This is a genomic window from Streptomyces sp. NPDC127038, assembly GCF_042725875.1.
Classification (GTDB): domain Bacteria; phylum Actinomycetota; class Actinomycetes; order Streptomycetales; family Streptomycetaceae; genus Streptomyces.
On sequence record NZ_JBHXDQ010000063.1, the window covers coordinates 18,670 to 32,583 of the forward strand.

Here is a 13,914-nt window from a genome sequence, read left to right on the forward strand (position 1 = left end):
GCTTTCATCGCTCCTCCTCGGATCGGGCCGCACGACTTCGCACCCTAGAGCCGTGGGGGGGGCCCGCGCCCCCCCCCCCCCCCCCGGCCCCCCCCCGGGCCGGGGGCGGGTGGGGGGACCGAGGCGCCCCCCCCCCCCGCCCCGGCCCCCCCCCCCGCCCCCCCACCGCCCCCCCGGCCGCCGCCCACCCCGCCCGTCTCGGGGGCTCCTGGCGGAGCCCCGGCCCGGTGCTCAGAACCCGGCGAGCGGGTTCTTCAGGGTGCCGATCAGCTGGAGGGCCCCCGAGGGATCCGCCAGGTCGACCATCTGCCGGTTGTCGCGCAGCTGGAGCCGGTTGAGGCAGGACAGCGCGAACTCGGGCGCGAACAGGTCGTACTGCCGGAACCTGTCCTCCAGTTCGGGCGTCGCCTCCTGGTAGGCGCGCACCGACTCGGCGACCGTCCGCCAGAAGTCCTCCTCGGCGAGGATCCCCTCCTCGGCCAGCTGGGCGGCCAGGAACCGGAAGAAGCAGTCGAAGACGTCCGTGAAGACCGACAGCAGCTTCGTGTCCTCGGGCACGTCGACCCGGATCCGCTCGACCGCGGGCGGCAGCACCGCCTGCGGGTCCATCACCACGATCTCCTCGGCGATGTCCTTGTAGACGGCCCGCCGCACCACCCCGTCCTCCAGCACCAGGATGACGTTCTCGCCGTGCGGCATGTAGGCCAGGTCGTAGGCGTAGAAGCTGTGCAGGAGCGGGGTGAGGTAGGCGTGCAGATAGCGGCGCAGCCACTCCACCGGCGTCAGGCCCGACCGCTCGATCAGCGCGCCGGTGAACGAGGCGCCCTCGTGGTCGACGTGGACGAGGGAGGCCATCGTCGCCAGGGACTCGCCGTCCCGGAGCGAGGGGACCGGGCTCTCGCGCCACAGCGCGGCCAGCATCTTGCGGTACGGGGAGTACCGGTCGGTGGCCGCCTCGTACTCCAGGTGCCGGTAGCCGACGGCCGCCCGCTCGCGGATGACCGACAGTCCGGTGGACTTGAGGACCGGGTCGCTCTCGACGAGCTGGGCCAGCCAGTCGTTGATGGCCGGGGTCGCCTCCATGTAGGCGGCGGACAGACCGCGCATGAAGCCCATGTTGAGGACGCTCAGGGCCGTCTTCACATAGTGCTTGTCCGGGCTGCTGGTGTTGAAGAACGTCCGGATGGACTGCTGGGCCAGGTACTCGTCGTCGCCCTCGCCGAGACATACCAGGCGCCGCTGGGCGATCTCGGCGGCGAACGTCACCGACAGCTTGTTCCACCACTGCCAGGGGTGGACGGGTATGAGCAGGTAGTCCCCGGGGTCGAGGCCCTGCTCGCGCAGGACCGCGTCGAACCGTTCGACCGTCCCGGCACCCAGCTCGTCCCGTACGAAGGATTCGTAGTCGATCCCGACGCCCGCGGTGAACGCGGCCCGTGAGCGGTGCGCGGCCAGCCACACCAGCCGGACCGGGGCCGCGGTCTCCGGGGCGTACGACAGATACTCGTGCACGCCGAAACCGAGCCGCCCGTTGTTGGCGACGAAGCAGGGGTGCCCCTCGGTCATCCCGGTCTCGACGGCCTGGAACCCGGCGCCGGCCAGCTCGCGGACCGTGACCCTCAGCTTGGTGAGCTTGTAGCAGGTGCCCGCGAGCGTCGAGGAGATCTCCTCCAGGTAGACCGGCAGGATCTCGTCGCTCAGGCCGAGCGACTTCTTCAGCTCGATGAAGAAGTCCAGCGCGGACAACGGGAGTTCGACGCCGTCACGGTGGCGGGTGATGGACTCGGCGGACACCTGCCAGTGGTCGAGCAGGCGCCGGGTCGCGGTGAAGCGGTAGCGCGTCAGGCCGTCGTCGCCGGTGACCTCGTAGCGGCCGTCCGGCAGAACGCGCGGGCTGATCAGCCGCTCGTGGGCGAACTCGGCGAGCGCCTTGCGCAGCAGGAGCCGGTTGGCGACGGCCCAGCGCTCGGGGGAGAGGTGGCCGGTGCTCTCGACGGGGTTCACGCGGCCACCGCCTTCTCGAACATCTCCCGGGTGCAGAAGCTCAGCAGCGCCTTCTTCTCGGGCTTCCGGATCTCGCGTACGGGCACGAAGCCGACGGCCTCGTTGAGGGCGTGCACGGCCGAGTTGGCCACGTCGGGCTCGACGACGACCCGGCGCACGGCCGGATCGGCGAAGAGCTCCTCCATCACCGCGGTGATCACGGCCCGGGTGAAGCCGTGCACGGGAGTGTCGCTCGGCGCGACCAGGAAGTGCATGCCGACATCGCCCGGCTCCGGCTCGTACAGGCCGACGAGTTCGACGTACCGGGGGTCGTAGCGTTCCATCAGGAAGACGGGCTCCCCGTCCAGGAGCCCGAGAAGTGCCTCGTGGTGCTCACTGGCCGCGATGGCCATGTACTCCCGCTCCACGTCGTGCAGCCGCGCCCCCTGCATCATCCAGAAAGCGGCCTTGGGATGCGTCACCCACCGGTGCAGCAACGGGGCGTCCCCGACGGGGTCGAGGGGACGGACGGTGAAGGTGCCGACGGCGGTCTTGAGGGTCATACGGAGAACTCCTGGAACGCGATGGTCTTCTCGACCGGGTAGTACTCGGTGCCGAGCAGTTCGCGGATGATGGACGCGTTGCGGTACGGGCCCATGCCGAGGTCCGGTGAGGTGATCGAGTGGGTGTGGACTCCGGCGTTCTGGAGGAAGATCCCGCCGCCCGTGACGTCGATGGAGTAGTTGCGGGTCACGTCGAAGTTGCCCCGGGTGTCGTAGCGGAGGCGGTCGCGGACCGGGGCCAGGAACGCGGGTTCGGCGTAGTGGTAGCCGGTGGCCAGGACCAGGCCCGCCGAGCGCAGTTCGTAGTCCTTGCCCTGCTCCTGCTGGCGGAAGCCCAGGGTGTACGTGCCCTGGTCGTACCGGGCGCTCTCCAGCGAGGAGTTGGTCAGCAGCCGGGCGGGGACCGGGCCGCCGAGGTTCTTCTGGTAGAGCAGGTCGAAGATCGCGTCGATCAGCTCCCCGTCGATGCCCTTGAACAGGCCCTTCTGCTCCGACTGGAGGCGGTAGCGGGTCGCCTCGGGCAGCGCGTGGAAGTAGTCGATGTACTCCGGGGAGGTCATCTCCAGGGTCAGCTTGGTGTATTCGAGGGGGAAGAAGCGCGGCGAGCGGGTCACCCAGTTCAGCCGGTAGCCGTGGACGTCGATCTCGGCGAGGAGGTCGTAGAAGATCTCGGCGGCGGACTGGCCGCTGCCGACCAGGGTGATCGAGTCCTTGGTCTGGAGCTCCCGCTTGTGCTGCATGTAGCGGGAGTTGTGGATCAGGTCGCCGCCGAGGTCCGCGCAGGCGTCGGGGACGTGCGGCGAGGTGCCGGTGCCGAGGACCAGGCGCCGGGCGCGGAACACGTCACCGGCCGCGGTGCGCACGACGTACAGCTCGTCCTCGTACGTCACCTCGGTGACCGTGGTCCCGAAGCGGACGCTGCTCAGCTTGCCGGCGGCCCAGCGGCAGTAGTCGTCGTACTCGACCCGCAGCGGGTAGAAGTTCTCCCGGATGTAGAACGCGTACAGACGGCCCGATTCCTTCAGGTAGTTGAGGAAGGAGTACGGGGAGGTGGGGTCGGCGAGGGTTACCAGGTCCGACATGAACGGGGTCTGGAGGTGCGCCCCGTCCAGGAACATGCCGGAGTGCCACTCGAAGTGGGGCTTCGACTCCAGGAAGACACCGCTGAGTTCGGTGATCGGCTCGGTCAGGCAGGCGAGGCCGAGGTTGAAGGGCCCGAGGCCGATGCCCACGAAGTCGTAGGCGGTGTCCATGGGTTCAGCAAGCGCGGTCAAGGGACTCTCCCAGGTACTGCTCGGCGTGGCCGGCGATCAGGTCGAGGACGGCGGCGATGTCGTCCTTGGTGGTCTCGGGGTTGAGCAGGGTGAACTTCAGGTAGTGGCGTCCGCCGACCTTGGTGCCGGCGACGACGGCGTCGCCTGAGGCGAACAGGGCCTTGCGGGCGTAGAGGTTGGCGCGGTCGATCTCGGCCGGGTCGGTGACGGCGGCCGGGATGTAGCGGTAGACGAGGGTGGAGAGCGAGGGCCGCACGACGACGTCGAAGCGCGGGTCGGCGGCGAGCAGTCTCCAGCCCTCGACGGCCAGGTCGCAGACCTCGTCGAAGAGCTCGCCGATGCCGTCGGCGCCCATCGTGCGCAGCGTCATCCACAGCTTGAGGGCGTCGAAGCGGCGGGTGGTCTGGAGGGACTTGTCGACCTGGTTGGGGATGCGCTCGGTGACCATGCGGCGCGGGTTGAGGTACTCCGCGTGGTAGGTGGCGTGGCGCAGGGTCGCGGCGTCCCGGACCAGCACGGCCGAGGAACTCACGGGCTGGAAGAAGGACTTGTGGTAGTCGACGGTGACGGAGTCGGCCCGCTCGATGCCGTCGATGCGGTCCCGGTTCTTCAGCGAGGTGAGCAGTCCGCAGCCGTAGGCGGCGTCGACGTGCATCCACACCCCGAACTGGGAGCAGAGTTCGGCGATCTCGGGCAGCGGGTCGATGGAGCCGAAGTCGGTGGTGCCCGCGGTGGCGACGACGGCCATGGGGACGAGGCCGTCCTGCCGGCAGCGCTCCAGTTCGCGGGCCAGGGCGACGGTCTGCATGCGCTTGTCGTGGTCGACGGGGATCGTGACGACGGCGTCGGGGGCGAGGCCGAGGAGTTTGGCCGACTTCTTGACGCTGAAGTGGCTGACCTCGGAGGCGAAGACGCGCAGTCGGCCGAGTCCGTCCGCCGTGTCCCCCTCCTGGCCGCCGGGCTTGGCCTCCTCGCGGGCCAGCAGCAGGGCCTGGAGGTTGGATTGGCTGCCGCCGCTGGTGAACACGCCGTCGGCGGCCGGTCCGAGGCCGATCCGCTCGTTGGTCCAGTCGATGAGCCGGCGCTCGATGAGGGTGCCGCCTGCGGACTGGTCCCAGGTGTCCAGCGAGGAGTTGACGGCGGACAGGACGGCCTCGCCGAGCACCGCGGGGATGACCACCGGGCAGTTGAGGTGGGCGAGGTAGCGGGGGTGGTGGAAGTAGATCGCGTCCTGGAGATAGACCTCTTCCAGCTCGTCGAGAACGGCCGTGGTGTCGTGCAGGGGCTTGTCGAGGTCGATCCGCTCGATGCGGGGAGCGAGGTCGTCGACCGTGACACCCGTGAACGGGCGGTCGGTGGTGGCGAGTCTGGCCGCCACCCGCTCGACGCCTTCGGTCACGGAGCGGCGATACCGGTCCGCGGTGGTGTCGTTGAGCAGGTGCGAGCGCATGTGAGGGTCCTCCGTGCGGGGGAGAGTCCGAGCGGGACAGGAGAAGGGGCGAAGTCGCGACGTTCAACTTAGGTTAGCCTAACCTAAGTCGAGCGGCGACCCCGCCCCACCTGTGTATTCCGCGGCGCGCGCCGGTCCGCGCGTGTCCGTCGGCCGTGCCGGCCCTCTCGCGAACTACTCGCCCCGCTCCCGGAGTTGTTCCTCGCTCAGTCCGCGCCGCCAGTAGCCCACGAAGGTGACCCGGCGGCGGTCGATGCCCCGGTCGCGCACGAGATGGCGGCGCAGCTCCTTCACGCAGCCGGACTCGCCCGCGATCCAGGCGTACGGCGCCTCATGGGGCGGGAACCGGGCGGCCCTCAGCGCTTCGAGGGCGAGAGGGGTGCCCGCGGGGCCCGCGTCGGCCCGCTCGTCCCGCACGAGCCAGGTGATCTCGGCGTCGGCCGCCGTCTCCAGGTCCTGGATGTCGGCGGCGTGGGGGACCTCCAGCCAGGCCCGGACGCGCAGTCCGGCCGGCAGCGACTCCAGGACGGCGGAGACCGCGGGGACGGCGGTCTCGTCGCCCCACAGGAGCACGAGGTCGGTGTCGGCGGGCGGCCGGAAGCGGATGGCGCGGTTGTCCTCGACGGCCGGCCCGAGCAGGACGACACGGTCGCCGGGCCGGGCCGCCGAGGCCCAGCGCGAGGCGGGTCCCGCGGGGACGGCCGCGTCCGGCTCCGTTCCGTGCAGCGCGAAGTCGATGTCGATCTCGTCGGGGTCCCGGCGCAGCGCGCGCAGGGTGTACGAGCGCATCACCGCCCTTACGTCGTCGGGCAGTTCGCGCCAGCCCTGCCACCACGTGTCGCCGAGCTCGTAGGGCACGGCGGGCTCGCTCTGGCCGGGGTGCGGCAGGAACAGGGAGAGGGACTGGTCGCGCCCGTGCGAGTGGAAGGCGCGCAGATCGGGTCCCGTGAAGGTCACCCGGACCAGAGACGGGCCGAGCCGCCTCGTCGTCGCGACCCTGAGGGAGAAGAAACGGAACGGGGCGGCCACGGCCGTCGTCATGGGTGCTCCTGAGGTGGAGTCAGGCGGTCACGGGAGGGGCCGGGTCAGGCGACCTTCTTGGCGTTCTCGATGGCCTCGGCGAGCCGGTCGAGGATCGGGGCGCACTTGTCGTACGACAGGATCGGCTCGGGCGTGCGGGCGATGACCTGGCCGGCCTTGACGGCGGGCAGCTTCTTCCAGGTGGCCTCGGTGATGTCGGCCGGCTGGATGGTCGAGGTGCGGTCGTCCATGATGATGATGTCGGCCGGGTACTTGTCGACGTTCTCCCAGCTCAGGTTCTCGAACCAGCCGCCGCTGGCCTTCAGGGCCTTGGCGGAGGGCTCGACGATGTTCACGCCGAGGGCCTTGAAGTACTCCAGGTCGATGGAGAGGTTCGAGCCGGAGACGTAGAAGATGTCCTGGCTCGCGCTGCCGGCGAGCACCTTGATCTCGGGGCGGGCCTTGGCGGCCTTGCGCAGGCGCTCGGCGGCCGTCTCGAACTTCTTCTTCGCGGCGGTGATCTTCGCGGACCGCACGTCGGCGCCGAGGGACTCGGCGAGCGCGAGCATGCGCTGGAGCGGCTGGGGCATCTGGACGTCGTAGACGGAGACGCCGACGCTCGGGGCCAGCTTGAGGATCTTGTCCTTGGACTCCTCGGGGACGTACCAGAGGGTGCCGGCGGTGTCGAACATCGTCGAGACGAGGAGGTCGGGGGCCAGGCCCGCGTACTTCTCGATGTTGAACTGGCCCCACTCGTTGCCCAGGATCGTCAGCTTGCTGATGTCCATGTCGCCGGCCTGGACGTCGGGCTTGCCGTCCTTGGTCTTCGTCGGGCCGAACACACCCTTGACCTCGATGCCGTAGTCGAACAGAGCGGCGGCGACACCCGTGAAGGCGACGATGTTCGCCGGCGCCTTGTCCAGCTTCACGGTCGTGCCGCGGTCGTCCTTGAAGGTCCAGGGGCCGGACTTCGCGGCGGCCTTCGCCGACTCCGAGCCACCGCTTTTCGAGTCGTTGCCGCCACCGCAGGCGGCGAGGGCGGCACCGAGGCCGAGGGCGCCGCCCGCGGCGAGGATTCCGCGACGGGTGAGGTGGGTGGCACGGGCGTTGGGCATGAGTGTGACTGCTTTCGGCACGGGGCGGCAGATACCCGCCGGACGAGTTCGAAGGTAGGTTAGCCTAACCTCACCACTTGTCCAGAGGGCGGGTCCCGTCGGCCCCGTGCGGGCCGGGTGCCACCGTGGCGCGAGTCACCTCATGCGCATGCCGAAATCGGTTGTCGGCATTTTTCTTGATCCTTACTGTTCATCAATGAAGCTCGCCTCAGGGCGAGTTGACGACCGGTAAGGCATGAAGGGGGAACGTGAACGGATACAAGAAGGGGCTCGCGCTGGCGGTGACGGGGGCCGCGCTGACCGTGGGGATGGCGGCCGCTCCGGCTTCCGCCGACTCGTACACGCTGTACTGCGACACCTCGTCCTCGTCGGGCGCCGGCACGATCAACGGCTGGGCCAGCGGTGCGACGAGCCTGGACGTCATCCTGTCCGTGTACGACGCCAAGTCGGACGGCCACAACGTGGCCATCCGGCTGATCGCCAAGAACGACGGCGGAGCGGTGCTCACGCCCTGGCCGTGGCACCACAACTACAGCGGGTACGACCACAGCCTGACCCTGCGTACGACGGCCCGCTACTCGGCCGGGATGTACGACGTCGGTATCGAGGTCGCCACCTTCGAGGGTGACCACGAGCTGAACTACTGCCGGGACTGGCTGCGCACCGGCCACACCTGACAGTCCCGCCGGGCGCCCCGCGTCCGGCGGTCTCCGCGGCTCCCGGCGATGTCCGGGAGCCGCGGGCACGTGACTCCCTGCTCAGCCCGTGAGGCCCAACTCCCGCGCGATCAGCATGCGCTGGACCTCGCTCGTGCCCTCGCCGATCTCCAGGATCTTGGAGTCGCGCCACATGCGGGCGACCGGGTACTCGTTCATGAAGCCGTAGCCGCCGTGGACCTGGGTGGCGTCACGGGCGTTGTCGACGGCGACCGTGGAGGAGTACAGCTTGGCGACCGCCGCCTCCTTCTTGAAGGGCTCGCCCGCGACGAGACGGGACGCGGCGTCGCGCCAGCCCACGCGGGCCATGTGCGCCTTCATCTCCATGTCGGCGATCTTGAACTGGATCGCCTGGTTGGCGCCGATCGGCCGCCCGAACGCGTGCCGCTCCTTGGCGTACTTGACCGACTCGTCGACACAGCCCTGCGCCAGACCCGTGGCCAGCGCCGCGATGGCGATGCGGCCCTCGTCCAGGATGCGCAGGAACTGCGCGTAGCCGCGGCCCTCCTCGCCGAGCAGGTTGGCCGCCGGGACCCGTACGTCCGCGAAGGACAGCTCACGGGTGTCGGAGGCGTTCCAGCCGACCTTCGAGTACGGGGCGGCGACCGTGAAGCCGGGGGTGCCGGAGGGCACGATGATCGCGGAGATCAGCGGCTTGCCGTCGGGCTTGCGGCCGGTGACCGCGGTGACCGTCACCAGGCCCGTGATGTCCGTGCCGGAGTTGGTGATGAAGCACTTGCTGCCGTTGATGACCCACTCGTTCGTCTCGGGGTCGAGACGGGCCGTGGTGCGGGTCGCGCCCGCGTCCGAGCCGCCGTCCGGCTCGGTCAGACCGAAGGCGCCCAGGATCTCGCCGGAGCACAGCCGCGGCAGCCACTCCCGCTTCTGCTCCTCGGTGCCGAAGAGGTGGATCGGCATGGCGCCGAGCGAGACGCCGGCCTCCAGGGTGATGGCCACGGACGAGTCGACCCGGGCCAGTTCCTCCAGGGCGATGCCGAGGGCGAGGTAGTCGCCGCCCATGCCGCCGTACTCCTCGGGGAACGGCAGCCCGAACAGGCCCATGCGGCCCATCTCCCGCACGATCTCGTACGGGAACTCGTGCCGCTCGTAGAAGTCGCCGATCTTCGGTGCCACGACGTCGTGGGCGAACTCCTCGACCGTACGGCGGAGTTCTTCGAGCTCGGGGGAGAGCCGGTGGTCCAGGGACATGCTGTTCACTCCTGGTGGGACTGAGTCGGGGTACCGAGTGCTCTGACGGTGCGGGACGGGCTGGGTCGGCCCAGTCGTCCGGCCATCCACACGCTCGTGGCGGTGAGGCGGCCGAGGTCGACCCCGGTGTCGATACCGAGGCCCTGGAGCATCCACACGAGGTCTTCCGTCGCGAGGTTGCCCGTCGCGGACTTCGCGTACGGGCAGCCGCCGAGGCCGCCCGCGGAGGCGTCGACGGTGGCGACGCCGTGCTGGAGGGCGGCCAGGGTGTTGGACAGCGCCTGGCCGTAGGTGTCGTGGAAGTGCACGCCGAGCGCGCTGGTCGGCACGCCCTCCTCGTTCAGCTCGGCGAGCAGGGCCTGCACATGGCCCGGCGTCGCCACGCCGATCGTGTCGCCGAGGCTCAGCTCGTCACAGCCCATGTCCATCAGCGCCCGGCACACGCGGACCACCTGATGGACCGGGACCGCCCCCTCCCAGGGGTCGCCGAAGCACATCGAGACATAGCCGCGCACGGTGAGCCGCGCCTCCTTCGCACGGCTCACCACCGGCTCGAACATGGCGAGCGCCTCGTCGACCGTCCGGTTGAGGTTGGCCTTCGCGAAGGACTCCGTGGCACTGGCGAAGACCGCCACGTGCCGGGCGCCGAGCGCGAGCGCCCGCTCAAGACCGCGCTCGTTGGGCACCAGCACCGGCAGTGCCACCGGAAGGTCCGCGACCTGCGGGAACAGCTGCTCCGCGTCGGCCAGTTGGGGCACCCACCCGGGGTGGACGAAGCTGGTCGCCTCGATCGTGGTCAGGCCCGCGTCCGCGAGGCGCCGGACGAACTCCGCCTTCACCTCGGTCGGTACGGTCGCCTTCTCGTTCTGGAGCCCGTCGCGCGCGCCGACCTCGTAGATCCGTACCCGGGCGGGCAGGTCCTGGGCCGGTACGGGCATCGGCAGGCCGAGTTCGGAGGTGTTCACGCCGTCTCCTCCTCGGCCGGGGTGATGACCGCGAGGACCTGGTCCATGGCGACCGTCGTGCCCGGGGTGACGTCCAGTTCGCTGACCGTCCCGGCGTGCGGCGCGGAGATGACGTGCTCCATCTTCATCGCCTCGACCACGAGCAGGCTCTGCCCGGCGGCCACCTCGTCGCCGACGGCGACCTTCACGACCGTCACCGTGCCGGGCATCGGCGCGGTCAGCGAGTCGGCACCGGCGTGCGCGGCTCCGGTGAGCGACGCGGCCACCGGGTCGTGGTCGCGCACGTGCCAGGCGTCGCCGTCGCGGCCGATCCAGTCGCCGGCCCGGTGGAAGGTGTGCCGCACCCCGTCGAGCGTGACCGCGACCCGGTCGGCGGTGACCGTGTGGGTGCCGCGCGGGGTGTACTCCACCGGGTCCACGACCCGCAGGGAGAAGCCCACCGGCTTCGGGGTGCCGCCGAGCCGCCAGCCGCTCGGCACCGAGAACGGGTCGGTCCAGCCCTCGCCCGCCGGGGCCAGCGCGGCGAGCCGGACGGCCGCCGCCGCCTCGTACACCTCCTCCGGAACGCCGTCCGGGACCAGTCCGTCCGCCTCCCGCTCGACCAGTCCGGTGTCCAGGTCGCCCGCCACCACGTCCGGGTGGGCCAGCAGCCGGCGCAGGAAGCCCGCGTTCGTCTGGACGCCGAGCGTGACCGTCCCCGCGAGGGCGGCCCGGAGTCTGCGCAGCGCGGTCGGGCGGTCGGGGCCGTACGCGATGACCTTGGAGAGCATCGGGTCGTAGAGGCTGCCGACCTCGGTGCCCTCGGACAGGCCCGAGTCGGTGCGCACCCCGTCGCCCTCGGGCTCGTGCAGCGCGAGCACGGTGCCGCCGGAGGGCAGGAAGCCGCGCGCCGGGTCCTCGGCGCAGATGCGGGCCTCCACCGCGTGGCCGGTCAGGGTGATGTCCTCCTGCCCGTACGGCAGACGCTCGCCCGCGGCGACCCGCAGCTGCCACTCGACCAGGTCGAGGCCGGTGACCAGCTCGGTGACCGGGTGCTCCACCTGGAGGCGGGTGTTCATCTCCATGAAGTAGTACGAGGAAGGGTCGCCGCCGGGGACGATGAACTCCACCGTGCCCGCGCCCCGGTAGCCGCAGGAGCGGGCCGCCTGGACGGCCGCCTCTCCCATCGCGGCCCGGGTGGCCTCGTCCAGGAGCACGCTGGGCGCCTCCTCGATGATCTTCTGGTGGCGGCGCTGGAGGGAGCACTCGCGCTCGCCGAGGTGCACGACGTTGCCGTGCCCGTCCGCCAGGACCTGGATCTCGATGTGCCGGGGCCGGTCGACCCAGCGCTCGACGAGCAGCGTGTCGTCGCCGAAGGAGGCCCGTGCCTCGCGCCGGGCGGCCGCGATCTCGTCGGCCAGGACCTCGGTGTCCCGCACCAGGCGCATGCCCTTGCCGCCACCGCCCGCGCTGGGCTTCAGCAGCACCGGGACACCGATCTCACGGGCGGCCGCGATCAGCTCCGCGTCCGTCAGACCGCTGCCCGAGGAGCCGGGGACGACCGGGACGCCGGCCGCCTTCACCGTCTCCTTGGCCCGGATCTTGTCGCCCATCAGGGAGATCGCCTCGGCGGACGGGCCGATGAAGACCAGTCCGGCCTCCGCGCAGGCCCGCGCGAAGGCGGCGTTCTCGGCGAGGAAGCCGTAGCCGGGGTGGACGGCCTGGGCGCCGGTGCGGGCCGCCGCCTCCAGCAGCGCCGTCACCGACAGATAGCTCTCCGACGCGGGCGCCGGTCCGATCCGTACCGCGGTGTCGGCCTCCCGGACGTGCCGGGCGTCGGCGTCGGCGTCCGAGAAGACGGCCACGCTGCGCACGCCGAGCGCGCGCAGCGTACGGATGACCCGTACGGCGATCTCGCCCCGGTTGGCCACAAGCACCGTGTCAAACATGGGTCCCCTCACATCCGGAAGACGCCGAACTGGGGGTCACCCAGGGGCGCGTTGGCGCAGGCGGTCAAGGCGAGTCCGAGGACCTGCCGGGTCTCCGTCGGGTCGATCACACCGTCGTCCCAGAGCCGGGCGCTCGCGTAGTAGGCGCTGCCCTGCTGCTCGTACTGGCGGCGGATCGGGTCCTTGAAGTCCTCCTCGTCCCCGGTCGGCCAGGACTCGCCGCGCGCCTCGATCTGGTCGCGCTTGACGGTCGCGAGGACCGACGCGGCCTGCTCGCCGCCCATGACGGAGATCTTGGCCCCGGGCCACATCCACAGGAAGCGCGGCGAATAGGCCCGGCCGCACATCGAGTAGTTGCCCGCGCCGTACGAGCCGCCGATCACGACGGTCAGCTTCGGGACCCGGGTGCAGGCGACGGCCGTGACCATCTTGGCGCCGTGCTTGGCGATGCCGCCCGCCTCGTACTGGCGGCCCACCATGAACCCGGAGATGTTCTGGAGGAACACCAGCGGGATGCCGCGCTGGTCGCACAGCTCGATGAAGTGGGCGCCCTTCTGGGCCGACTCGGAGAACAGGATGCCGTTGTTGGCGACGATCCCGACCGGGTGGCCGTGGATCCGCGCGAAGCCGGTGACCAGGGTCTGCCCGAACTCGGCCTTGAACTCGGCGAAGCGCGAGCCGTCGACCACGCGCGCGATGACCTCGCGCACGTCGTACGGGGTGCGCGAGTCGACCGGCACCGCGCCGTACAGCCCGTGCGGGTCGACCTTGGGCTCGACGGCCGCGGTGACCTCCCAGGGGAGCGTCCCGCGCGCGGGGAGCGTGGCGACGATGTTCCGGACGATCCGCAGCGCGTGCGCGTCGTCCTCGGCGAGGTGGTCGGTGACGCCCGACACCCGCGAGTGGACCTCGCCGCCGCCCAGCTCCTCGGCCGTGACGACCTCGCCGGTGGCGGCCTTCACCAGCGGCGGACCGCCGAGGAAGATCGTGCCCTGGTTGCGGACGATCACGGCCTCGTCGCTCATGGCGGGCACGTAGGCGCCGCCGGCCGTGCAGGAGCCGAGGACGGCCGCGATCTGGGGGATGCCGGCGCCGGACATCCGCGCCTGGTTGTAGAAGATCCGCCCGAAGTGGTCGCGGTCGGGGAACACCTCGTCCTGCATGGGCAGGAAGGCGCCCCCGGAGTCCACGAGGTACAGGCACGGCAGACGGTTCTCCAGCGCCACCTCCTGGGCGCGCAGGTGCTTCTTGACCGTCATCGGGTAGTACGTGCCGCCCTTGACGGTGGCGTCGTTCGCGACGATCACGCACTCGCGCCCGCTCACCCGGCCGATCCCGGCGATGACACCGGCGGCCGGGGCCGCCCCGTCGTACATCCCGTCGGCGGCGAGCGGCGCCAGCTCCAGGAACGGGGAGCCGGGGTCCAGCAGGGTGTCCACCCGGTCGCGGGGCAGCAGCTTGCCGCGCGCGGTGTGCCGCGCGCGTGCCTTCTCACCGCCGCCGAGCCGTGCCGCGCCCAGCTTGCGGCGCAGCTCCTCGCCCAGCGAGCGGTGTGCCGCCTCGTTGGCCCTCCAGGCCTCCGACGCGGGGTCCGCCGCGCTCGTCAGCTCCGGTGCCTCTTGCATCCTGCGGTCCCCTCACCAGTGGTCCACCAGTTAATGAGCGTTAACGCAACTCCTTCAGGTTAACGA

11 protein-coding genes are annotated in these 13,914 nt (G+C 70.9%); 1 reads left to right on the plus strand and 10 read right to left on the minus strand.

Translation table 11 applies throughout. The annotated features are described in order from the left end of the window. Window positions 1-231: 231 nt before the first annotated feature. The 6 genes from ACFWI4_RS32410 to ACFWI4_RS32435 all read right to left on the minus strand — a co-directional run bounded on the left by ACFWI4_RS32410 (window position 232) and on the right by ACFWI4_RS32435 (window position 7,405). Window positions 232-2,004, minus strand: a complete 1,773-nt coding sequence (locus ACFWI4_RS32410; protein ID WP_387203600.1) for an IucA/IucC family protein — start codon at window positions 2,002-2,004, stop codon at window positions 232-234. After that, on the minus strand, window positions 2,001-2,546 hold the full coding sequence (locus ACFWI4_RS32415; RefSeq protein WP_387203603.1) for a GNAT family N-acetyltransferase: 546 nt from the start codon (window positions 2,544-2,546) through the stop codon (window positions 2,001-2,003). The genes ACFWI4_RS32410 and ACFWI4_RS32415 overlap by 4 nt, the downstream gene beginning before the upstream one ends. Beyond that, the gene (locus tag ACFWI4_RS32420; protein WP_387203657.1) at window positions 2,543-3,799 is read right to left on the minus strand and encodes a lysine N(6)-hydroxylase/L-ornithine N(5)-oxygenase family protein; all 1,257 of its coding nucleotides are present in this window, start codon (window positions 3,797-3,799) and stop codon (window positions 2,543-2,545) included. The genes ACFWI4_RS32415 and ACFWI4_RS32420 overlap by 4 nt, the downstream gene beginning before the upstream one ends. A 4-nt stretch (window positions 3,800-3,803) precedes the next feature. Then, window positions 3,804-5,270 (minus strand): lysine decarboxylase DesA, encoded by a 1,467-nt coding sequence (gene desA / locus ACFWI4_RS32425; RefSeq protein WP_387203606.1) that lies wholly within the window; start codon window positions 5,268-5,270, stop codon window positions 3,804-3,806. A gap of 174 nt (window positions 5,271-5,444) precedes the next feature. After that, window positions 5,445-6,311, minus strand: a complete 867-nt coding sequence (locus ACFWI4_RS32430; RefSeq protein WP_387203609.1) for a siderophore-interacting protein — start codon at window positions 6,309-6,311, stop codon at window positions 5,445-5,447. Between the two features lie 44 nt (window positions 6,312-6,355). Then, window positions 6,356-7,405, minus strand: coding sequence for an ABC transporter substrate-binding protein (locus tag ACFWI4_RS32435; protein ID WP_387203612.1), 1,050 nt, complete (start codon window positions 7,403-7,405; stop codon window positions 6,356-6,358). A gap of 248 nt (window positions 7,406-7,653) precedes the next feature. On the opposite strand from ACFWI4_RS32435, the gene ACFWI4_RS32440 reads away from it, so the two are divergent. Beyond that, entirely contained in the window at window positions 7,654-8,082 is a 429-nt protein-coding gene (locus ACFWI4_RS32440) for a hypothetical protein (RefSeq protein WP_385407123.1), read from the plus strand. 81 nt (window positions 8,083-8,163) lie between these two features. Here ACFWI4_RS32440 and ACFWI4_RS32445 read toward each other — a convergent pair whose 3' ends face one another. The 4 genes from ACFWI4_RS32445 to ACFWI4_RS32460 are packed head-to-tail and all read right to left on the minus strand — an operon-like array spanning window position 8,164 to window position 13,848. Then, window positions 8,164-9,324, minus strand: a complete 1,161-nt coding sequence (locus tag ACFWI4_RS32445) for an acyl-CoA dehydrogenase family protein (protein ID WP_387203660.1) — start codon at window positions 9,322-9,324, stop codon at window positions 8,164-8,166. Between the two features lie 11 nt (window positions 9,325-9,335). Next, on the minus strand, window positions 9,336-10,295 hold the full coding sequence (locus tag ACFWI4_RS32450) for a hydroxymethylglutaryl-CoA lyase (protein ID WP_387203615.1): 960 nt from the start codon (window positions 10,293-10,295) through the stop codon (window positions 9,336-9,338). Continuing rightward, on the minus strand, window positions 10,292-12,223 hold the full coding sequence (locus ACFWI4_RS32455; protein ID WP_387203618.1) for an acetyl/propionyl/methylcrotonyl-CoA carboxylase subunit alpha: 1,932 nt from the start codon (window positions 12,221-12,223) through the stop codon (window positions 10,292-10,294). The genes ACFWI4_RS32450 and ACFWI4_RS32455 overlap by 4 nt, the downstream gene beginning before the upstream one ends. An 8-nt stretch (window positions 12,224-12,231) precedes the next feature. Next, on the minus strand, window positions 12,232-13,848 hold the full coding sequence (locus ACFWI4_RS32460; protein ID WP_387203621.1) for a carboxyl transferase domain-containing protein: 1,617 nt from the start codon (window positions 13,846-13,848) through the stop codon (window positions 12,232-12,234). Window positions 13,849-13,914: the final 66 nt, after the last annotated feature.